General features: G+C 64.2%; 22 protein-coding genes and 1 pseudogene. 15 read left to right on the forward strand and 8 right to left on the reverse strand.

Annotation, left to right across the window (positions count from 1 at the left end):
• The first annotated feature begins 12 nt into the window (after positions 1-12).
• The 5 genes from FJ471_RS03440 (at position 13) to FJ471_RS03460 (ending at position 8027) form a co-directional block, all read left to right on the forward strand.
• Positions 13-1674, forward strand: a complete 1662-nt coding sequence (locus FJ471_RS03440; RefSeq protein ID WP_140801762.1) for an ABC transporter substrate-binding protein — start codon at positions 13-15, stop codon at positions 1672-1674.
• A gap of 119 nt (positions 1675-1793) precedes the next feature.
• Positions 1794-4148, forward strand: coding sequence for a molybdopterin guanine dinucleotide-containing S/N-oxide reductase (locus tag FJ471_RS03445; protein ID WP_140801763.1), 2355 nt, complete (start codon positions 1794-1796; stop codon positions 4146-4148).
• Positions 4149-4160: 12 nt separating this feature from the next.
• A complete protein-coding gene (locus FJ471_RS03450; protein ID WP_140801764.1) occupies positions 4161-5114 on the forward strand; it encodes an ABC transporter permease in 954 nt (317 codons plus the stop codon).
• Positions 5111-6001: an ABC transporter permease gene (locus tag FJ471_RS03455; RefSeq protein ID WP_140801765.1), complete on the forward strand. Its 891-nt coding sequence runs from the start codon at positions 5111-5113 to the stop codon at positions 5999-6001. The genes FJ471_RS03450 and FJ471_RS03455 overlap by 4 nt, the downstream gene beginning before the upstream one ends.
• Positions 5994-8027, forward strand: coding sequence for an ABC transporter ATP-binding protein (locus FJ471_RS03460; protein WP_140801766.1), 2034 nt, complete (start codon positions 5994-5996; stop codon positions 8025-8027). The genes FJ471_RS03455 and FJ471_RS03460 overlap by 8 nt, the downstream gene beginning before the upstream one ends.
• A 6-nt stretch (positions 8028-8033) precedes the next feature.
• Here the strand turns inward: FJ471_RS03460 and FJ471_RS03465 are convergent, their stop codons facing one another.
• Positions 8034-8942: a LysR family transcriptional regulator gene (locus tag FJ471_RS03465; RefSeq protein ID WP_140801767.1), complete on the reverse strand. Its 909-nt coding sequence runs from the start codon at positions 8940-8942 to the stop codon at positions 8034-8036.
• A 125-nt stretch (positions 8943-9067) separates the two neighbouring features.
• On the opposite strand from FJ471_RS03465, the gene FJ471_RS03470 reads away from it, so the two are divergent.
• The 3 genes from FJ471_RS03470 to FJ471_RS03480 all read left to right on the forward strand — a co-directional run bounded on the left by FJ471_RS03470 (position 9068) and on the right by FJ471_RS03480 (position 12475).
• Positions 9068-10726 (forward strand): ABC transporter substrate-binding protein, encoded by a 1659-nt coding sequence (locus FJ471_RS03470; RefSeq protein WP_140801768.1) that lies wholly within the window; start codon positions 9068-9070, stop codon positions 10724-10726.
• Positions 10723-11619, forward strand: a complete 897-nt coding sequence (locus tag FJ471_RS03475; RefSeq protein ID WP_140801769.1) for a DUF427 domain-containing protein — start codon at positions 10723-10725, stop codon at positions 11617-11619. The genes FJ471_RS03470 and FJ471_RS03475 overlap by 4 nt, the downstream gene beginning before the upstream one ends.
• Positions 11620-11710: 91 nt before the next feature.
• Positions 11711-12475 (forward strand): SDR family oxidoreductase, encoded by a 765-nt coding sequence (locus FJ471_RS03480; protein WP_140801770.1) that lies wholly within the window; start codon positions 11711-11713, stop codon positions 12473-12475.
• Positions 12476-12545: 70 nt separating this feature from the next.
• Here the strand turns inward: FJ471_RS03480 and FJ471_RS03485 are convergent, their stop codons facing one another.
• On the reverse strand, positions 12546-13904 hold the full coding sequence (locus tag FJ471_RS03485) for an NAD(P)/FAD-dependent oxidoreductase (protein WP_140801771.1): 1359 nt from the start codon (positions 13902-13904) through the stop codon (positions 12546-12548).
• 259 nt (positions 13905-14163) lie between these two features.
• On the opposite strand from FJ471_RS03485, the gene FJ471_RS03490 reads away from it, so the two are divergent.
• Positions 14164-14886 carry an XRE family transcriptional regulator gene (locus tag FJ471_RS03490; protein WP_140801772.1) on the forward strand — a complete coding sequence of 241 codons (723 nt, stop codon included), beginning with the start codon at positions 14164-14166 and terminating at the stop codon, positions 14884-14886.
• A 170-nt stretch (positions 14887-15056) separates the two neighbouring features.
• On the opposite strand, the gene FJ471_RS03495 is transcribed toward FJ471_RS03490, so the two are convergent.
• Positions 15057-15698 carry a TetR/AcrR family transcriptional regulator gene (locus FJ471_RS03495; protein ID WP_140801773.1) on the reverse strand — a complete coding sequence of 214 codons (642 nt, stop codon included), beginning with the start codon at positions 15696-15698 and terminating at the stop codon, positions 15057-15059.
• 84 nt (positions 15699-15782) lie between these two features.
• Here FJ471_RS03495 and FJ471_RS03500 point away from each other — a divergent pair, with 84 nt between their 5' ends.
• Both FJ471_RS03500 and FJ471_RS03505 read left to right on the forward strand, forming a co-directional pair.
• Positions 15783-16640, forward strand: a complete 858-nt coding sequence (locus FJ471_RS03500; protein ID WP_140801774.1) for an NAD(P)H-binding protein — start codon at positions 15783-15785, stop codon at positions 16638-16640.
• Between the two features lies 1 nt (position 16641).
• Positions 16642-17118, forward strand: coding sequence for a DUF1772 domain-containing protein (locus FJ471_RS03505; protein ID WP_140801775.1), 477 nt, complete (start codon positions 16642-16644; stop codon positions 17116-17118).
• A 34-nt stretch (positions 17119-17152) separates the two neighbouring features.
• On the opposite strand, the gene FJ471_RS03510 is transcribed toward FJ471_RS03505, so the two are convergent.
• The 3 genes from FJ471_RS03510 to FJ471_RS03520 all read right to left on the reverse strand — a co-directional run bounded on the left by FJ471_RS03510 (position 17153) and on the right by FJ471_RS03520 (position 18757).
• Entirely contained in the window at positions 17153-17464 is a 312-nt protein-coding gene (locus tag FJ471_RS03510) for a SelT/SelW/SelH family protein (RefSeq protein WP_140801776.1), read from the reverse strand.
• A 19-nt stretch (positions 17465-17483) separates the two neighbouring features.
• Positions 17484-18233 (reverse strand): YebC/PmpR family DNA-binding transcriptional regulator, encoded by a 750-nt coding sequence (locus tag FJ471_RS03515; RefSeq protein WP_140801777.1) that lies wholly within the window; start codon positions 18231-18233, stop codon positions 17484-17486.
• Between the two features lie 200 nt (positions 18234-18433).
• The gene (locus tag FJ471_RS03520) at positions 18434-18757 is read right to left on the reverse strand and encodes a helix-turn-helix domain-containing protein (RefSeq protein WP_140801778.1); all 324 of its coding nucleotides are present in this window, start codon (positions 18755-18757) and stop codon (positions 18434-18436) included.
• Between the two features lie 51 nt (positions 18758-18808).
• On the opposite strand from FJ471_RS03520, the gene FJ471_RS03525 reads away from it, so the two are divergent.
• From FJ471_RS03525 to FJ471_RS03540, 4 genes and pseudogenes are all read left to right on the forward strand, one after another.
• Positions 18809-19291: an SRPBCC domain-containing protein gene (locus FJ471_RS03525; RefSeq protein ID WP_140801779.1), complete on the forward strand. Its 483-nt coding sequence runs from the start codon at positions 18809-18811 to the stop codon at positions 19289-19291.
• Positions 19292-19307: 16 nt separating this feature from the next.
• Complete coding sequence (locus FJ471_RS03530) at positions 19308-19700, forward strand: VOC family protein (RefSeq protein WP_140801780.1); 393 nt, start codon at positions 19308-19310, stop codon at positions 19698-19700.
• A gap of 50 nt (positions 19701-19750) precedes the next feature.
• Positions 19751-20113, forward strand: coding sequence for a hypothetical protein (locus FJ471_RS03535; RefSeq protein WP_140801781.1), 363 nt, complete (start codon positions 19751-19753; stop codon positions 20111-20113).
• Positions 20114-20137: 24 nt separating this feature from the next.
• A pseudogene (locus FJ471_RS03540) lies at positions 20138-20597 on the forward strand (SRPBCC family protein).
• A gap of 4 nt (positions 20598-20601) precedes the next feature.
• Here the strand turns inward: FJ471_RS03540 and FJ471_RS03545 are convergent.
• On the reverse strand, positions 20602-20892 hold the full coding sequence (locus FJ471_RS03545) for a BrnA antitoxin family protein (protein ID WP_140801782.1): 291 nt from the start codon (positions 20890-20892) through the stop codon (positions 20602-20604).
• Positions 20873-21112, reverse strand: a complete 240-nt coding sequence (locus FJ471_RS03550) for a BrnT family toxin (RefSeq protein ID WP_224668483.1) — start codon at positions 21110-21112, stop codon at positions 20873-20875. Before FJ471_RS03550 ends, FJ471_RS03545 begins: the two co-directional genes overlap by 20 nt.
• Positions 21113-21158 lie beyond the last annotated feature (46 nt).

Genomic DNA, 21158 nt, shown 5'->3' on the forward strand with positions numbered 1-21158 from the left:
GGGCTTAGACCCATGAGCAAGAACTATCGCATTCTCGATCTCCTGCGGCGTGGCCGCACGCCACTCGAAAACCACCTCATCGACGGCCTGGTCGACGGCCGCCTCAGCCGCCGCGAATTCGTCCGCCATGGCAGCCTGCTCGGCCTGTCGCTGCCGCTGCTCGGCCGTATCGGCATGGCCGCCGGCTTCGGCGCGGCGCCCTCGCTCGCTCGCGCCGGCGCGCCCGGTGCCACCATCCGCGTCGGCAGCAGCGTGCCGGCGGCGGCGATCGACCCCGTCACCATCGCCGACGCCGGCGGCCTGCTCGTCATGCAGCAGGTGGCCGAATTCCTCTGCGTCGACGGTCCGGACCTCGTGCTGAAGCCGGCGCTGGCGGAAAGCTGGAAGCCGAATGCCGACGGCACGGTGTGGACCTTCGCGCTGCGCAAGGGCGTCAAATTCCACTCGGGCGGCGAGATGAAGGCCGAAGACGTGGTGGCCAGCATCGACCGGCTCGCCGATCCGGCCAACTCGTCCAACGCGCTGTCGGTGTTCACCGGCATCCTGCAGAAGGGCAACACCAAGAAGGTCGACGACTACACGGTCGAATTTCATCTCGACGCGCCGAACGGCAACTTCCCCTACATGGTCTCATCCGACAACTACAATGCCGTCATCATCCCGGCGAGCTACAAGGGCGGCTACGAACAGAGCTTCGACGGCACCGGACCGTTCAAGCTGGAGAAATACACGCCAAAGGTCGGCGCCTCCTTCGTGCGCAACGACGATTACTGGGGTGAGAAGGCCCTGCCCGACCGCACCGAATTCACCTTCTTCACCGACATCCAGCCGCAGATCCTGGCGCTGCAGGGCGGCCAGATCGACATCATCAACCAGATGCCGGTGCTGGCGGGCGTCGCCGTGCTCAACGACCCGAATGTCGACATCATCAGCCTGAAGTCGTCGGCACATCAGCAGCTGCATATGCATTGCGACGAAGGCCCGACGAAGGACGCCCGCGTGCGCCGCGCCATCGCGCTCTGCCTTGACCGCGAGAAGCTCGCCGCCGGCCTGATGAAGGGACGCTCGGCGCTCGGCAACGACAGCCCGTTCGCCGCCGTCTACCCCTCGACCGACACCAGCGTGCCGCAGCGCAAGCAGGATATCGCCCAGGCCAGGCAGCTGATGGAAGCGGCCGGCCTCGCCCAGGGCTTCAAGATGACGCTGACCACCGAGCGCTATCTGGAAATTCCGGAATACGCCCAGCTGATCCAGAACTGGGTCAAGGAGATCGGCATCGAGCTCGAGCTCAACATCCTCGACCAGAGCGCGTATTACGGCGATGCCGTGTTCGGCAAGTCGAACTGGCTGGACTCGGCGATGGGCATCACCGACTACGGCCACCGCGGCGTGCCCAACGTCTATCTCGCGGCACCGTTGAAGAGCGACGGCACCTGGAATGCCGCCCACTTCAAGAACAAGGACTACGACCAGATGGCGGCGAGCTATATCGGCGCCCTCGACCTCGAGGCGCAGAAGGCCACCGCCGGCAAGATCCAGAAGCTGCTGCTCGAGGAAACGCCGGTCGTCTTCGGCTATTTCTACGACTATCTGACGGCAACCGCGAAGGGCGTGGCAGGCGTGCAGCCGACCGCTATGTCGCAGCTGTTCCTCGATAAAGCGTCGAAAGGCTGAGCAGAGGCAGGCATAGATCCCGCATCGCCAGCCTCGAAAGGGGCTGGCGCTTGTCGGCGAGACCGGGACAGGACGCCATGCGCCCTGCCCGTTATCGCCGCCGCGGGATGATGCGTCGCATGGGAACCGCTACCCTGCTCACCACCATGCATTGGGGGACCTACGAGATCCGCGCCGAGAACGGCCGGCTCGTCGGCGTCGAGCCGTGGAGCGGCGATCCCGACCCGTCCCCGATCGGCCGATCGATGCTCGGCACGGTGCAGGGCGAGTTGCGCGTCGCCCGCCCGGCCATCAGACGCGGCTGGCTGGAGGGGGACAGGTCCAGCCCGGCAAGCCGGCGAAGCGACGAGCCCTTCGTCGAGGTGCCCTGGGAGACCGCGCTGGATATCGTCGCGGCGGAACTGGAGCGCGTCCGCGCGACGCATGGCAACAGTGCGATCTATGCGGGCTCATATGGATGGGCAAGCGCCGGGCGCTTCCACCATGCTCAGGGCCAGGTCCACCGCTTCCTCAACACGATCGGCGGCTATACCGGCTCGGTGCTGAGCTATTCCTATGGCGCGGCCGAGATCATCCTGCCGCATGTGCTGGGCAGCACCGATGCGCTGACCGGCAACCACACCACCTGGGACGGAATCGAGCAGCACAGCAAACTGATCGTCGCTTTCGGCGGGCTGCCGTGGCGCAACACGCAGGTGCAGGGCGGCGGCTCGGCGCGCCACGAGGCCTCGGCGGCTTTGCGCAACGCCGTCGCCAACGGCGCGCGGCTGATCAACGTCTCGCCGGTGCGCGACGACGCGCCGCGCGGAGCCGACACCGAATGGCTGCCGCTGCGGCCGAACAGCGACACCGCAATCATGCTGGCGCTATGCCATGCGCTGATCAGCAAGGGACTGCATGACGAGGCGTTCCTCGCGCGCTACTGCACCGGCTTCGAGACGGTGCGCGCCTATGTCATGGGCGAAAGCGACGGCCAGCCGAAGGATCCGGCCTGGGCGGCGAAACTCAGCGGCGTCGACGCGGCAACGATCGATGCGCTCGCCCGCGACATGGCCGCCAACCGGACCATGCTGATGGTCAGCTGGTCGCTGCAGCGCGCCGACCATGGCGAGCAGCCCTATTGGGCGGCGATCACGCTGGCCGCGCTGCTCGGGCAGATCGGCCTGCCGGGTGGCGGCATCGGCTTCGGCTATTCCTCGACCAACGGCGCCGGCAGGCCGGAGATGGGATTCCGCTGGCCCTCGGTGCCGCAAGGCAGGAATGCCGTGGCCCATTTCATCCCGGTCGCGCGCATGGCCGACATGCTCCTCAATCCAGGCGGATCGTTCGACTTCAACGGCGCCAAGCTGACCTATCCCGGCATCAGGCTCGTCTACTGGGCCGGCGGCAATCCGTTCCACCACCACCAGGACCTCAACCGGTTGGTCGAAGCCTGGCAGCGGCCCGAAACGGTGATCGTCAACGAGCAATTCTGGACGGCGACGGCGCGCCATGCCGATATCGTGCTGCCGGTGACGACAGCGTTGGAGCGCAATGATCTGGCCTTCTCGAACCGGGAAAACCTCATCGTCGCGATGAAGCAGGCGATCGAGCCTTTCCAGGAGGCGCGCGACGATTTTGCCATCTTCGCCGATCTGGCGGCGCAGCTCGGCACGAGCGATGCCTTCACCGAAGGGCGTGGCGCCGACGAATGGATCCGGCATCTCTATGGCCAGGCGATGGCAAGCGCCGGTGCAGCCGGCGTCGAGATGCCGCTCTTCGACCGCTTCTGGCAAGACGGCCATGCCGAGCTTGCCCGCTCGGTGACCTCGCAGACCTTCCTTGGCGCGTTCCGCGCCGATCCGGAGCGGCATCCACTGGCGACGCCGTCCGGACGCATCGAGCTGTTCTCGGCAACGATCGGGTCCTTCGGCTATGACGACTGCCCCGGCCACGCCGTGTGGCGCGAGCCGCGCGAGTGGCTGGGCAATGACCGCCTCGCCGAGCGGTTTCCGCTGCATCTGTTGTCGCCGCAGCCGGCCGACAAGCTGCACAGCCAGTACGACCATGGGTCGGTCAGCCGGGCGAGCAAGATTTCGGGCCGCGCGCCGCTGCTGATCAATCGCGAGGACGCGGCGACACGCGGCATCGGGGACGGCGCGGTGGTCAAGGTTTTCAACGACCGCGGATCATGCCTCGCCGGCGCCGTGCTCACCGACAGCCTGATCCCTGGCGTCGTGCAACTGCCGACCGGCGCCTGGTTCGATCCGGGCCGTCCCGGCGAACCGGAGGGCCTCGAAAAGCACGGCAATCCGAATGTGCTGACACCCGATCGCGGCACCTCTCGGCTTGCCCAGTCGCCGACCTGCAATTCGACGCTGGTTCAGGTGTCGCGGTTTACGGGACCCGTTCCGCCGGTGACAGCCTTCGATCCGCCTGCCACTATGAGCATGTCCGATGTGCCCGGCGTGACCGGACGCAAAGATCTTTCGTAAGGAGACGCTGCCATTCTAGCTTTCCTCACCCGGCGCCTGGCTCTGTCGCTGATCACGCTGTTCCTGCTCAGCGTGATGGTGTTCCTCGGCGGCCAGGTGTTGCCCGGCAATGTCGGGCGGGCCATCCTAGGACCGTTCGCCGACCAGCGCGCGGTCGATGCGCTGAACCATTCGCTCGGCGTCGACCGGCCGCTGCTTGTGCAGTACGGAAGCTGGATCTGGAATTTCCTGCATGGCGACATGGGCACGTCCTATGTCTTCCGCGCGCCGGTCGCGCCCTTCGTCATGGATGCCTTGGGCAACTCGATGAAGCTGGCGCTGGTCGCCTTCGTGCTGGTGGTGCCGATCGGCATCTTGGGCGGCGTGATCGCCGCGCTCAATGTCAACCGGCCGCTCGACCGCATCATCAGCCTCGGCGGCCTGTCGGTCACGGTGCTGCCCGAGTTCGTCACCGGCATCATCCTGATCCTGATCTTCGGGGTGTGGCTGCGCTGGCTGCCGATCGCCGCCGCCTGGCCGAAAGGCGCCGGCCTCCTCACCCAGCTCTACTATCTCATCCTGCCCTCGCTGCCGCTGTTTTTGGTGCTGTTCGGCTATATCGCGCGCATGGCGCGCTCCGGCATGATCGAGGCGCTCGATTCCGACTATACGCGCACCGCCGTGCTCAAGGGCCTGCCCTGGCGCACGGTGATCTGGCGCCATGTGCTGCGCAATGCGCTGCTGCCGACCATCACCGTGATCGCCACCCAGACCGGCTATCTCATCGGCGGCCTGGTCGTCATCGAGACGCTGTTCCGCTACCAGGGCATCGGCTCGCTGATCTTCACCGCCGCGCGCGGCAAGGATTTTCCCATGCTCGAGGCCGGCATCCTGACCATCGGCATCGTCTATGCGGTGGCGACCTTGGTCGCCGACTTCCTCTATTCCGTGCTCAATCCGCGCATCCGGCTGGGAGCAGAGCAATGAGCGCGACAGACACCCCCGCCAGCCTGCCGGCGCCCGCCGCGCCCGACACCCAACAGCGCAGCCCCTGGGGCGAGGTGCTGCATTCGCTTCTTAGGTCGGGCACCTTCCTGACCGGGCTTTTCATCCTGTTGTTCTGGGTCGTCTGCGCGCTGTTTGGCCAGCACTTCGTTCCCTACGATCCGCTGGCAAGCGACATCATCAACGCGCTGACGCCGCCGGCGGCCGATCACTGGTTCGGCACCGACCAGCTCGGCCGCGACGTGTTCTCGCGCGTCATCGTCGGCTCGCGCGATATCCTGACCGTGGCGCCTTTAGCCACCATCCTTGCGACCATTGCCGGCACCGCGCTCGGCCTCGTCATCGGCTACTTCCGCGGCATCGTCGATGACATCGTCAGCCGCGTGCTGGAAGCCTTCATGGCGATCCCCGTGGTCATCATCGCGCTGCTCGCCATCGTCGCGCTCGGCACCTCCAAAATCACCGTCATCGTCGTCATCGGGCTCTCCTTCGCGCCGATCATCGCGCGCACCGTGCGCTCGGCCGTGCTGGCCGAACGCGAGCTCGACTATGTCGCGGCGGCAAAGCTGCGCCATGAAGGCGCGCTGCATACGATGTTCGTCGAGATCCTGCCCAATGTCATCCCGCCGATCCTGGTCGAGACGACGGTGCGGCTGGGCTACGCCATCTTCGCAGTCGCCACGCTCTCCTTCATGGGCTTCGGCATCCAGCCGCCCTCGCCCGACTGGGGCCTGTCGATCTCCTCCAATTACGGCATGATCGGCGGCGGCTTCTGGTGGACGGTGCTGTTCGATGCGCTCGCCATCGCCTCGCTGGTGATCGGCGTCAACCTGGTGGCCGACGGCGTGCATGGAGCGTTCAATGACTGAGCCTGGCCAAGCCGCCAACGCACTTGAGCTGAAGGACCTTTCGGTCGCCTATCGCGTCGGCCGCCGCAACCGCGCGGTGCTGCGCAACGTCAACCTGACCATCAAGGCCGGCGAAGCCTATGGGCTGGTCGGCGAATCCGGCTGCGGCAAGTCCACCGTCGCGCTCTCGGTGGTGCGCTATCTGCCGCGCAACGGCTCCATCACCGGCGGCTCGATCGCGCTCGACGGCAAGGATGTCATGAAGCTCGATGCCGAAGCGCTCAGACGGGCGCGCGCCGACAGCGTGTCGATGGTCTATCAGGACCCCGGCAAGGCGCTGAACCCGTCGCTGCGCATCGGCCGCCAGCTGACCGAGATTTTCGAGCTCGCCGGCATCACCGGGCAGGCGGCCGAGGACAAGGCGCTCGCCATGCTGAACCGGGTGCGCATCTCCGATCCGGCCGGCGTCATGCAGCGCTATCCGCATCAGCTCTCCGGCGGCATGCAGCAGCGGGTGGCGATCGCCATGGCCTTGGCCAACGATCCCTCGATGCTGATCCTCGACGAGCCGACCACCGGCCTCGACGCCACGGTTGAAGCCGAGGTGCTCGACCTGATCGGCCAGTTGCGGCGCGAGCTGTCGGCCTCGATCCTGTTCATCAGCCACAACCTCGCGGTGGTCTCCAACATGTGCGACCGCGTCGGTGTGCTCTATGCCGGCATGCTGGTCGAGGAAGGCTCGACCAAGGACGTCTTCAACGATCCGCGCCATCCCTACACGGTGGCGCTGCTGCGCTGCCTGCCGCGCGGCGGCCAGCGCAAGGACCAGGGCCGGCTCGACACCATCCCGGGCTTCCTTCCCGGCATCGGCGCCAATATCGTCGGCTGCGCCTTCGCCGACCGCTGCGCGCTGGCGACTGAACGCTGCCGCGCCGAGCCGCCGCCGCTCTATGAGCTGGGCAACGGCCGCCTGTCGCGCTGCCACTATCACGATCAGGCGCAGTCGCTGCCGCGCGCCACGCCCGCCGAGATCGCTGCCGCAGCACCCAAGCAGGCGCCGCCGGTGCTGCAGGTCGAAGGGCTGAACAAGACCTATGGCAGTCACGGCCGTCCGCTCAGAGCCGTCAAGGACGTCTCGGTCAGCCTCAGACCCGGCGAGACGCTGGGGCTGGTCGGTGAATCCGGCAGCGGCAAGACGACCTTCGCCAGACTGCTGCTTGGCCTCGTCGCACCGGACGACGGCGGCTCGATCGAGCTGGAAGGCAAGAAGCTCGCGCCGCGGCTCGCCAGCCGTTCGGAAGACCAGGTCAAGGCGGTGCAGATCGTCTTCCAGAATCCGGACTCCGCGCTCAACCGTTCGCATTCGATCCGGCACATCCTGAGCCGTGCGCTGAAGCGGCTGGGAGGCCTCAGCGGCAAGACGCTGGACAGCCGCCTCGAAGAGCTGGTCCGCTCGGTGCGGCTCACCGACCGGCATCTGGCCGTCAAGCCGCGGCAGCTGTCGGGCGGGCTGAAGCAGCGCGTGGCGATCGCGCGCGCCTTTGCCGGCGATCCGCGCATCGTGGTGTGCGACGAGCCGACCTCGGCGCTCGACGTCTCGGTGCAGGCGGCGATCCTCAATCTTCTGGCCGACCTGCAGTCGAGGCAGGATGTCTCCTACATCTTCATCTCGCACGACCTCGGCGTGGTGCGCTATCTCTCCGACAAGATCGCCGTGCTCTATCTTGGCCGTATCATGGAGTTCGGGCCGTCGGAGGCAGTCTTCTCCGGCCCGCACCATCCCTACACCGAAGCGCTTCTCTCGGCGGTACCGAAACTCGACCGCGCCGAGAGCTCGCGCATCCGTCTCGACGGCGAGATCCCAAGTGCCGCCAACCCGCCAAGCGGCTGCGTCTTCCACACGCGCTGTCCGCGCAAGATCGGCGCCATCTGCGAGACAAAGGAGCCCGAGCTTTCCGAAGCCGAGCCGGGCCACACCATCCGCTGCCATATTCCCTATGACGAACTGGCAAGCCTGCAGAGGCCGAAGACCGTGGAGCCGGCGTAACAGCAATCAAGACAAGGGCGCATCCGCCATGCTGAGGGCGCGGTCGCCCTCGGCAAAGCCGCTTGCATCCGACCAATCCCTGACCAGCATCCGCAGGCCTTTCAGTGCAATGTCGAGCGCATCGGACGACGCCGGGTTCGCAGGATAGGCAAGGTAGATCGGGCGCTGGAATACGGGCGTGCCCTCGACGCGTTTCAGCTCGCCGCGCTCGATATGCGCGCTCACGGCGCTGAGCGGCAGGTAGGCGGCCGCTTTCTGCGACAGGACATGCTGCAGCCCAATGAACACCAGCCCGGCCGAGATGGCGGGGGTCACGATGCCGGCAAAGGCGCGGTCGTGCTCGATGCGGAACTCCAGTCCCCAATCCATCAGGATATAGTTATCGGTCCACGACCCCGGCTGTTCGGCGTGCTGGACGAGAACCACCTGATCGACGGCCAAGGTCTCATAGACGATGCCGGGATGCGGCTTGGGCAGATAGAGGATGCAGATGTCGAGCAGGCCCTCGGCGATCTGGTCGACCGCCAGGTCCGGGAAACTGCCTTCGAGCCGCAGCGCCACATTCGGCCGCCTCTGCCGCATCCAGCCGATCCAGGGCGAGGTGATGCTGTCCCAGAGATAGGCGGGCGCGGTAAGCCGCAGCAGCGTTTCATAGCCATCGGGAACGGCGATGTCCTGCCGCGACTGCTCCCAGGTGCGGGTGATCGTCGAGGCATGCGGCAGGAACTGCCGGCCGGCCGGCGTCAGCGTGACGCCATCGCTGTCGCGGACGAACAGCTTGCGCCCCAATTGTTCCTCCAGGCCGCGAATGCGCGCGCTGACGGTGGACTGGGCGAGGTTCAGCCGATTGGCGGCAACGGTGAAGCTGCCATGCGTCGCGACTTCCAGGAAACTGCGCAGATTTTCGGTATCCATGATCCCTGCCCACTAACCTGCCGCCATCGAAATTTTCGATGGCTGCAATCAAAAAATATCGCTTTGCGGGTGCGGTCAACAGTGGCCTAAATGTCAAAGCCCCACGACAGCCAAGGAATGCCGCCATGCTGAAGCATTTCACGACCATTGATGCCGCCCGCAAGAGCCTCAACGCAATCGAAAATTCCGCTATCGACGAATTGCTCGCCGGCAAGATCGGCCGGCGCGAATTCCTGCGCCATGGCAGCGTGCTCGGCCTGTCGCTGCCGTTCCTGGGCGGCATCGCTTCGGCAATCGGCCTCGGCGCTCCGCAAGCGCGCGCCGAAGGCAAGCCCGGCGGCACGGTGCGCGCCGGCATCGCCGTGCCCGGCGGCGCCATCGACCCGGTCACCTTCTATGACAGCGGCAGCTACCAGCTCGCCTTCCAGACGTCCGAGTTCCTATGCGTGACGCAGCCCGACCTGACGCTGAGGCCGGTGCTGGCCGAAAGCTGGGCGCCCAATGCCGATGGCAGTGTCTGGACCTTCAAGCTGCGCAAGGGCGTGAAATTCCACAATGGCGAGGATTTTAAAGCCGACGACGTCGTGGCGACCTTCGATCGCCTTGCCGATCCGAGCGGCCCGTCCAACGCGCTGTCGGTGTTCAAGGGCCTGCTGTCGAAAGGCGGCACGCGCAAGGTCGACGACCACACCGTCGAATTCCATCTCGACGCGCCGAACGGCAGCTTCCCCTATTCGGTGTCGATCGACAATTACAACGCCGTCATCCTGCCGGCGAGCTACAAGGGCGACTACGAGAAGACCTTCGAAGGCACCGGGCCATTCCGGCTCGAAAGCTACACGCCGAAGGTCGGCGCGAGCTTCGTGCGCAACCCCGACTATTGGGGCGAGAAGGCGCTGCCCGACCGTCTCGAGTTCAAATTCTATGCCGACGTGCAGCCTCGGATTCTCGCGCTGCAGGCGGGCGAAGTCGACGTGCTCGACGCGGTCCCGCTCGACGTCAGCCAGGTGGTGCTGGGCGATCCGGACATCACCGTGCTGCGCGTGGCGTCCACCGCGCATCGCCAGCTCCATATGCGCTGCGACATGGCGCCCTTCACCGACAAGCGCGTGCGCCAGGCGCTGGCCTTGTGCATCGACCGTTCCCAACTGGTCGACGGTCTCTGCCGCGGCATGGCCGCGACCGGCAATGACAGCCCGTTCGCGCCAGCTTTCCCGGTCACCGACAAGTCGGTGCCGCAGCGCGCGCAGGACATCGCCAAAGCCAAGCAGCTGATGGAGGCGGCGGGGCTGGCCAACGGCTTCGACATGACGCTGACGACGCTGCGCTATTCCGACATCCCCGGCTATGCGCAGCTCTTCCAGAACTTCGCCAAGGAGATCGGCGCCCGCATCTCGCTCAACATCGAGGACCAGGACAAGTATTACGGCAAGGCGGTGTTCGGCCAATCGGACTGGCTGGACAGCCCACTCGGCATCACCGATTACGCGCACCGCAGCGTGCCGAACGTCTTCCTCAAGAGCCCGCTGGTCAGCGACGGTCCATGGAACGCGGCGCATTTCAAGAATGCGACCTATGACGGGATGGTCAACAGCTATCTCAAGGCGCTCGACCTCGACGCCCAACGCAAGGCCGCTTCCGACATCCAGAAGCTGCTGCTCGACGAGACGCCGGTGATCTTCAGCTATTTCCCGGACCTCCTGGTGCCGGTGCGCAAGAACGTCAGCGGCCTGCCGCCGATCGCCGCCGGCCTGCTGCTCGATCGCGTGTCGGTGGCGTCATGACCACGGCTGCGCGGAAGAACTTGGCGGCAAACGACGAGAAGAGGACTAGTACCATTCGCAAGCCCCATCTGCGCGGCCGCGGGCCGCATTTCCCGGTGCTCGACACGATCGTGCAGTATGAATTCGAGCCGGGCTATGTCGCCTTCACCATGCCCTCGCTCAAGCGGCTGCGCGTGCAGGTCGGGCCGATGATCGTCGCCGACACCACCAAGGCGCTGGTGTTCCAGGAGAGCGACCATCTGCCCGTCTACTATTTCCCGATGAGCGACGTGCGCGAGGAGTTCCTGCTGCCGAGCAGGACGACGACGGAAGACCCGTTCAAGGGCGTCGCCACGCATTACTCGCTCAACACCGGCATCACGCTGGTCGAGGACGGCGCCTGGCGCTACCTCGATCCGGTCAAGGGCTGCCCGCCGATCGGCGACTACATCTCCTTCTACTGGCCGAAGATGACACACTGGTTTGAAGAGGACGAAGAGATCTTCGTCCATGCCCGCGACCCGTTCCGCCGCGTCGATTGCCTGCCCTCGTCGCGGCGCGTGCAGGTGATCCTCGACGGCGAGCAGGTGGCCGATTCACGGCGCGGCGTGTTCCTGTTCGAGACGGGGCATCCGGTGCGCCACTATCTGCCGATCTCGGACACGCGGCTCGATATGTTTTCGCCGAGCCGCTACATCTCGCGCTGCCCTTACAAGGGCATGTCCAACTACTACCACGTGACGACGCCGAAGAAGCGGCACGAGAACCTCGTCTGGTACTATCCCGAGCCGGTGCATGAGGCCGAGCGGATCAAGGGGCTGGTGTGCTTCCATCACGAGCTGGTCGACAAGATCCTGGTCGACGGGGTGGAGATCCCGAAAGAAGCGACGGCGGCGTCGGACGGGTATTTCTGAGCCTCGAAGCGCGCCCTGCCAGCTAGATCGGGACGGCTTGATCGAGGCACAATTCAGCGCATACCTTCCCGAAAGTCAGGGAGGGCTAACAATGGACCTTTTCAAGCTGGATGGAGACGTCGCGCTGGTCACCGGCGCCGGCAGCGGCATCGGCCAGGCAATCGCGATCGGGCTGGCTGAAGCGGGCGCCGATGTCGCCTGTTTCGGCCATGCGTCCAAGGGCGGGCTTGAAGAGACCGCTCACAGGATCACGGCCCTTGGCCGCAAGGCGTTGGCGCTGGCCGGTACGGTGACCTCAGAGAGCGACCTCGCAGCGGCGGTCGATCGCGTCGAGGCTGAACTCGGGGCACTGACCGTCGCCGTCAACAACGCCGGCATCGCCGGCTCGGAAGCGGCTGAGACCATGTCGCTGGAAAAATGGCGCAAGGTGCACGACGTCAATGTCGCCGGCGTGTTCCTGTCATGCCAGGCCGAAGCGCGCGTCATGCTTCCTCGACGCGCGGGTTCGATCATCAACATCGCCTCGATGTCGGGCACCATCGTCAACCGGGGGCTGACACAGGCGCATTACAATTCCTCCAAAGCCGCCGTCATCCACATGTCGAAGAGCCTGGCCATGGAGTGGGCCGACCGCGGCCTGCGCGTCAATGTCGTCAGCCCGGGCTACACGCTGACGCCAATGAACAAGCGTCCCGAAGTGGCGGAGGAGATAAAAATCTTCAAGCGCGACACGCCGATGGGGCGCATGGCGGCGCCGGAGGAGATGATCGGGCCGACCGTGTTCCTGGCCAGCCGCGCGTCGAGCTTCGTGACCGGCCTCGACCTGATCGTCGATGGCGGCTACGTGGTCTGGTAAACCAATGTGGGATGCCCCGAGAGACACCCCACATTGCTGATTCAACGAATGCGGGCTGAGGCGTGCCGTCCTACTCGGCCGCCACGCCCTTCACCGCCAGATAGCTTTCCATGGAATCGTCCAGCGCCTGCAGCCAGGGCGTATGATGGACCGGCGCCATGGTTCCCGTCATCAGCGAGCGGTAGGCGTTGTCTCGGAAGGTCATGATGTTTTCCATCTTGTGGTGCTCCCACTCCATGAAGGTGTGGTTGACCGCCTCGACGTCGAAGCCCGGATAGTCGGTCTGGTCCATCAATTCCTTGGTGTAGTCGCCCTGGAACCAGATCATCTGCTCGGCGTCCTCCAGCGTCTCCTCGCGGGCGCGCCACTTGGCGCCGTGCTCGGCCATCGCCTCGGCGGACGGCAGCTTGATGCGGCCCATGATGACGTCGCGCGCGTACCAAGCCTGCGCATCGAACATGTTGAAGGTGTAGAACTGGTCCTGCATGCCGATGTAGAAAAGCTTCGGGTTCTTCTCCCAGACGACGCCTTCATAGAGATCGAGCGGCCACATGCGGTTGGCGGTCTTGAGCTTGAGGTCATCGGTGAGGAAAGGGAAAGAATGCAGATAGCCGGTGCACAGGATGATGGCGTCGACGTCCTTGGTGGTGCCGTCCTTGAAATGCGCCGTCTTGCCGACGACCTTCTGCAGCAGCGGCACTTCCTTCCAGTTCTCCGGCCATTTGAAGCCCATCGGCTTTGACCGGTAGCTGGAGGTGATCGATTTGGCGCCGTATTTGTAGCATTGCGAGCCGATATCCTCGGCCGAATAGGAACGCCCGATAATGAGGATGTCCTTGCCCTTGAATTCCATGGCGTCGCGGAAATCATGGCTGTGCAGGATGCGGCCGTTGAAGGTCAGAAAGCCTTCGAAGAAGGGCACGTTGGGCACCGAGAAATGGCCGGACGCGACGACCACGTTGTCGAACTCTTCCGAGTAGGTCACGTCCTTGGCGCGGTCATGCGCGGTGACGGTAAATTTCTTCGTCGCGTCGGAGTAGGTCACCATGCGCACCGGGCTGTTGAAGCGCACCCAGTCGCGCAGGCCCGATTTCTCGACGCGGCCTTTGATGTAGTCCCACAGCACGGCGCGCGGCGGATAGGACGCGATCGGCCGGCCGAAATGCTCCTCGAATGTGTAGTCGGCGAATTCGAGGCATTCCTTCGGGCCGTTCGACCACAGATAACGGTACATCGAGCCATGCACCGGATCGCCATGCTCGTCGAGACCGGTGCGCCAGGTGTAGTTCCACAGGCCGCCCCAGTCGCTCTGCTTTTCGAAGCAGACGATTTCCGGGATCTCGGCGCCCTTGTCGGCTGCCGATTTGAAGGCCCTCAGCTGCGCCAGACCGGACGGTCCGGCGCCGATGACGGCAACACGAGATTTCATTGCGGGCCTCCTCTTTTTTGATTTCCCCAGCGAAACAAATTTCACTGACAGTGACAGTAATTGGGTCTTCGGTACTGTCAACAAACATCTGCGGTAACGGCGTTTGCGTGAAACGGTTTTTCCGCGCAAAGGCGGAGTGGTCGCGTTGAAGCAGGTGCGCCTTGCGACATACAGTGGCTTGCCGTCGCAGTTGCGCTCTTGCATCGCCACCGACTATGTTCACCTTGAGTGAAATAAATCCGCGAGAGTCGGGGGCGACATGGCGAACAAGAATTCCAGCACCAGGTCCACCGATGCGGCAGTGAAGGGCAAGGTGCCGCCGAAGCGCGTTTCGGCCGACGGACGCACGATCCGCACGCCGCTGATGCAGAACCCGCACGCCATCCGCGACACGCGCGAAAAGGTGCTTGAAGTGGCGATCGGCCATGAGGTTCGCGCCTTCCGCAAGAAGCTCGGCATTACCGTCGCCGATCTCGCCGCGGCAACCGACATTTCGCTCGGTATGCTGTCGAAGATCGAGAACGGCATCACCTCGCCGTCGCTCACGACATTGCAGGCGCTGTCGCGGGCGTTGGGCGTTCCGGTGACCGCCTTCTTCCGCCGTTTCGAGGAAGAGCACAGCGCTGTCTTCGTCAAGGCCGGCCAGGGCGTCGATGTCGAGCGGCGCGGCACGCGCGCCGGCCACCAGTACAATCTGCTGGGCCATATCGGCGCCAACACCAGCGGCGTGGTCGTCGAACCCTATCTCATCACGCTGACCGAGAATTCGGACGTGTTCCCGACCTTCCAGCACGCGGGCATGGAGTTCCTCTACATGCTCGAGGGCGAGGTCGTTTACCGGCACGGCAACAACCTCTATCCGATGAAGCCGGGCGACAGCCTGTTCTTCGACGCCGACGCGCCGCACGGACCGGAAGAGCTGACCCAGCTGCCGATGCGGTATCTGTCGATCATCTGCTATCCGCAGAACAGCGCCGGGTGAGACGCTCTGGTTCCTCGCCCCACGATTAGTGGGGAGAGGTGGCTCGGCGAAGCCGAGACGGAGAGGGGAGCGCCCTACGAAGGCCCCCTCTCCGTCCGCTTCGCGGACATCTCTCCCCGCCCTTGGCGGGGGCGAGGAACCCAAGCCTTGCGACGCTGCGGAAATCGTTCCTACCCGCCCACCAGCTCCCTCAGCGCCATAGCCTTATAGGCTGCGACCAGCCTGTCGCCCTCTTCGCGATCGACGGAGATTGCCAGCCGCACGGCGGCCTCGCCCATCTGCCACACCAGGAAGGCCGTCGTTTCCAGCTGGACCGGATCGGCATCGGGCCGCAGCCGCTTCAGCACCGCGACCAGGAATTCGGCATTGGCGCGGCTGTCGGCCAACTCGAGCGCGCGCAGCGCCTTGTCGGCCTGCGTGCCGGACCAGACGTCGCGTATCACCGGCTCGGCCAGAAACAGCTGGTAATAGATGTCCACCAGCTCTGAAAACGCGCTCTTGAAGCCCTCGGCGTCGCCGACGTCCTTCAGCGCCGCCGAGATGCAGGCCTGGCTTTCGGCCGTGTAGCGCTCGGCCAGCGCCCAGACGATCGCCCGCTTGTCCGGAAAGAACTGGTAGAGCGAGCCGATCGACACCCCAGCCCTTTCCGCCACCTCGCCCATGCGCATCGCATCGCTGCCTTGCTCGGCGATCAGCGCCGAGGCGGCCGCAAGCATGCGCTCGACCCGCTCGCGGCTGCGCTGCTGGCTCGGCGACCGGCGCGGCGAAGCGATGGCGGCCTGGTCCGGCTTGGCCGAGACTTTTTCATCCATGGTTCTCTCCGGGCGATTTCCGAAAACTGGCTTGACTTACAAAATACGAGGGTTTATCACGTTTTGCAAATGTGAGGAACACTCATGTTTTCAAACGAGGAAATCGAGACGACTGACACGACACAAAAACCGATTTTGATCCTGGGCGGCACCGGCAAGACCGGGCGCCGGCTGGCCGAGCGGCTGACTGCAAAGGGCATTCCCGTGCGGATCGGCTCGCGCAGCGGCACGCCGTCCTTCGACTGGCAGGATAGGGAAAGTTGGGACGCGGCACTCAAGGGCGTCGGCGCCGTCTACATCAGCTACTATCCCGACATCGCCGTGCCGGGCGCCGCCGAAACCGTCGAGGCGCTGGCCCGGCTTGCGGTGAAACGCGGCATCAGGCGGCTGGTGCTGCTTTCCGGCCGTGGCGAGACCGAAGCGCAGCGCGCCGAGGAGATGGTCAAGGCCTCGGGCGCCGACTGGACGATCCTGCGCTGCTCCTGGTTCTCACAGAATTTCAGCGAAGGTTTTCTCGTCGAAAACATCATCGAAGGCGAAGTCGCCTTGCCGGTCGGCGCCGTCGGCGAGCCTTTCGTCGATACCGACGACATCGCCGATGTCGCCGAAGCCGTGCTGACGCGGCCCGGCCATGTCGGCCAGCTCTATGAGCTCACCGGCCCGAGGTTGCTGAGCTTTACCGAAGCCGTCGCCGAGATCGCCAAGGCCACCGGCCGCGACATCCGGTTCCGCCGGATATCGCATGCCGAATTCACGTCAGCCGTGGCTTCCCACAACTTGCCGCCGGAGTTTGCCTGGCTGCTCGACGAGCTCTTCACCGAAGTGCTCGACGGCCGCAACGAGACGCTGACCGACGGCGTGCAGCGCGCGCTCGGCCGCCGGCCGAAGGACTTTTCCACCTATGCAACCGAAACCGCCGCCACCGGCATCTGGAGTAACTGAGATGATGAAACTTGTTCCCACCCTCACCTTCATCGCCGCGATCGGTTCCGGCGTCGTCGGCGGCGTGTTCTTCGCCTTTTCCAATTTCGTCATGGCCGCACTTGCCCGGCTGCCCGTCCCAAGCGGCATCGCGGCGATGAATTCGATCAACATCACGGTGATCACCCCGACCTTCATGACGGCGCTGTTCGGCACCGGCCTTATCTGCCTGGTGCTCATTGCCGCCGTTTTCCTTGGCTGGAGCCAGTCGGGCTCGTACTGGCTGCTTGCCGGCGCGGTGATCTATTTCGTCGGCAATCCGCTCGTGACCATGGTCTTCAACGTGCCGCTCAACGACGCTTTGGCCGCCGTCGACCCGGCCAGCGCCAACGGCGCCGCCGTGTGGGCGAACCATCTGAGCGAATGGGTGATGTGGAACCACGTCCGCACCATCACGGCCATCGTGTCGATGGCCTGCTTCATCATGGCGCTGATCTGAGGACGGGCAGCCCGCGAGTGCGAAAGACTCCGCCTCAGGCGGGGTCTTTCGATTTATGGCCTTTGCGGTCGGAGTGGCCAAGATCCCGATCCGGATCGATGACATCGCGGACCAGTTGCTTGAGCTTCGCCGCATCCGGAAAACCGCCATCGCGCTTGCGGTCCCAGATGAGTTGGTCGTTGCAGGAAATGGTGAAGATGCCGCCGGTCCCCGGCACCAGCGTCACCTCGCCGAGATCGGTGCCGAAGGTGGACAACAGTTCCTGTGCCATCCAGCCGGCCCGCAGCAGCCACTGGCACTGCGTGCAGTAGGTGATGCGGATGACGGGAAGCGGCTGCGAACTCATCTAGGAACCGGGCAGCCGATCACGCCGCGCTGAGCTTGGCCATGGTTTCGTCGTCGACCTCGAAATTGGCGTAGACGCTCTGCACATCGTCGTCATCTTCGAGCGTGGCCACCAGCTTCATCAGCGACTGCGCCCGCTCTTCGTCGACCGGGACGTTGTTCTGCGGCTGCCAGATCGGCTTGACCGACTCCGCCTCGCCGAGCGCTGCTTCCAGCGACTTCGACACTTCGCCGAGATTTTCGAAGCCGCAATAGATGGTGTGGCCTTCCTCGTCGGACTCGACGTCGTCGGCGCCGGCTTCGATCGCGGCTTCCATGACCTTGTCGGCGCTGCCGGCGGAAGCCGGATAATAGATTTCGCCGACGCGGTTCCACATGAAGGACACCGAGCCGGTTTCGCCGAGCGCCCCGCCGGCCTTGGTGAAGGCGGCGCGCACATTGGAGGCCGAGCGGTTGCGGTTGTCGGTCAGCGCCTCGACGATCAGCGCCACGCCACCCGGACCGTAGCCCTCATAGCGCACCGCTTCGTAGTTCTCGGCATCACCCATCGACGCCTTGTTGATGGCGCGCTGGATGTTGTCCTTGGGCATCGACACCGCCTTGGCGTTCTGCACCGCGAGGCGCAGGCGCGGGTTCATCGATACATCGGGCGTCCCGCTTTTGGCGGCGACGGTGATTTCGCGCGCCAGCTTGGAAAACATTTTCGACCGCACCGCGTCCTGGCGGCCCTTGCGGTGCATGATGTTCTTAAACTGCGAATGGCCAGCCATGGCACCCCTGTCGTGTTCGGCTAGAGCGTCGCGGAGCGAAATGAGACCATTTCACCATCCGCGACTGCTCGAATTCAATTTAGAACGCTCCAGGCATGCCTGCGAAGACGCGCGGCGCTCTTTGTCGGAATGGCCGGCTTATAAATAAATCGGCTCAATTCGTCCAGACGCGCCGTCACTTCGGCGTTGAGCCGGCCCGTTCATCCCTCCAGATCGGATTTCAGCCGGTCGAGAATGCTGATCGCATGGCCGGCATATTGGCTGATCCAGCGATCGTGGATCTGCCTGATCGGCAAGGCATTGAGATGGTTCCAGCGCTCGCGCCCCTCGCGCTTCGCCACCACCAGGTCGGCTTCCTCCAGCACCTTGAGGTGCATCATCACCGTGCAGCGGTCTATGTCCGAAAAAGCCTCGCACAGCATGCCGGTGGTCTGCGGCTGATCCTTCAGGCGATCCAGCAACTCGCGCCGGCGCGGATGCGCCAAGGCCTTGAAAACATGATCATCCGTGGTTTGGCTTGACATGTTATGTTTCTATAACATATCGTTTGGGCAAGCAAGGAAGGAGCTGTGGATATGTCCCTTGGATTCAGTATCTCCGGGCGCATCGGCAAACCGGTCGCCGAGGTCTTCGACGCCGTCGTCAACCCGACGAAGCTCAGCGGTTATTTCACCACCATTGGCGGCGCCTCGGCTCCCCTTGTCGCCGGCACCACGGTCACCTGGTGGAAGATGGTGCCGGTGGAGGTCGACGAAGTGACGAAGGACAAGCGCATCGTGCTGCGCTGGGACGCCACCGACGCCGGCGGCAAACCCACCTACAAGACCCGCATCGAGATGAATTTCGAGCCGCTTGAGGACGGGGGCACCTTCGTCACCATTGCCGAGCAAGGCTGGCACGAAGGCGAGGTCGGCCTGAAGAAATCCTACCTCAATTGCGAAGGCTGGTCGCAGATGCTCGCCTGCATGAAGGCCTATCTCGAATACGGCATCAATCTGCGCGACGGCTATTACCGCAGCGAGCTGAAGGGCGAGCCGGCCAACGAAACCAATATCTGAACAACGGAGGTTGCCGATGACGAAAGTGACGCCATTCCTGATGTTCGAGGGAAAGGCCGAGGAGGCCATGACCCTCTATTGCGAGACCATTCCCGAAAGCAACGTCCTCGACGTCACGCGCTACGGTGCGGGCGAAGACGGACCCGAAGGAACCGTCAAGCTGGCGCGGGTATCCATCGGTGGCGTGGAGGTCACGGTCTTCAACAGCCCGGTCCATCACGCCTTCACCTTCACGCCGTCCTTTTCCTTCTTTGTCGACTGCTCGTCCGAAGAGGAGCTGGAGCGTATCGTCGGCGTTCTTTCCAAGGATGGCAGCTTCCTGATGCCGACCGGCAGTTACGGCTTCAGCCGTCGTTTCGCCTGGCTCAACGACCGCTTCGGCGTCTCCTGGCAGATCAACCTGCCATGACAGGACGCACTTCCGTCACCAGGACAACACCCCAACGCATGGAGAAGCGCATGAACGCGGAGATCGCCGGCGGCATCAACATCGCCATGAAGGTGCCGTCGCACCAATATGAGGCGACCATTGCCTTCTATCGCGATGTCATCGGCCTGAAGCCGTTCACCGCCAAGGCGCCGGCGATCGGCTTCGAGCTCGGCCCCAATCGCCTCTGGATCGATGAGGCGCCGGCGATGAGCCAGGCCGAAATCTGGCTGGAACTCTTCACCTCGGATTTTGCCGGCGCCGCCGATCACCTCGGCAAGGCGGGTGTCGTGCGCTGCGACGCCATCGAGCCGCTGGGCGAGGGCTTCCGAGGCGGTTGGATCGCCAATCCGGCCAACATCGTTCACATGCTGCGGGAGCCGGACGCTTGGTGAACCTGTTTCGAAAAGGAGAACGCAATGGAGATCAAGGAAGCTCCCACCGCCGAGGCCGCCATGCTGATCCGCCGGCCGGTCGCTGAAGTCTTCGAGGCGATCGTCGAACCAAGCATCACCACGAAATTCTGGTTCACGCATTCCAGCGGCCGGCTGGACGAGGGTAAGCCGGTCGAATGGGAGTGGCGCATGTATGGCGTCTCGACCAAGGTCGAGGTCAGCGAGATCGTTCCCAATGAAAAGATCGTCATGCGCTGGAGCGATCCGCCGACCACAGTCGTCTGGACCTTCACTGAAATGCCCGGCGACACCACTTTTCCTCGAAGTCCACAATTTCGGCTTCGCCGGCTCCGGCGACGAGCAGGTCAACCAGGCGGTCGGCTCGACCGGCGGCTTCTCGCTGGTGCTGGCCGGCGCCAAGGCCTGGCTGGAACAAGGCCTGACGCTCGGCCTGATCGGCGACCGTCACCCGAAGGGTTTGTAGAAGGCTAGGATCGACGCCGCTCCTGCTCCATCACATAGCGGCGAAGCACCCGGTTGATTTCCGTTTGATAACCACCGCCCTTCTCTACATGCTCTCTGAACCAAGCGAGCACGTCGGCATCGAGACGAATGGTCACGGGCTGTTTGAGGGGCCGGTAGAACTCTCCCCCGCGAGCGTGGGCCCAATTCTCTGCCGGCACTTCCGGAATATCCAAAGTGTCGATCTGGTCGTCAGGCAGATCGGCCAGCTTGGCCAGTTGATGACGCTGATCCTGGCTAAGGTCCTTCCTGCTCATAGCGCCTCCTTTCATGCGGGGTGGCCTTGCGAGCACCGACAATTCTAACACGTTCTTCATCTGCCGCGGTCGGGTACGTGTGAACAACGAGCAGGATCACCTGAGTTCCAACCATGCCGATCGCATGCCATCGCTGTTCTCCGTCCTCAAAACGATCGGGCACAATCAGATGGAGCGGATCGTCGAAAATCTTCTTCGCGAGGTCAAAAGGCGACGCCATGTTTGGCAAGGTTGCGCCGGGCTTTTTCGGGATCCCAATCGAACCG

Source organism: Mesorhizobium sp. B2-7-1, from assembly GCF_006440735.1.
Taxonomy (GTDB): Bacteria; Pseudomonadota; Alphaproteobacteria; order Rhizobiales; family Rhizobiaceae; genus Mesorhizobium.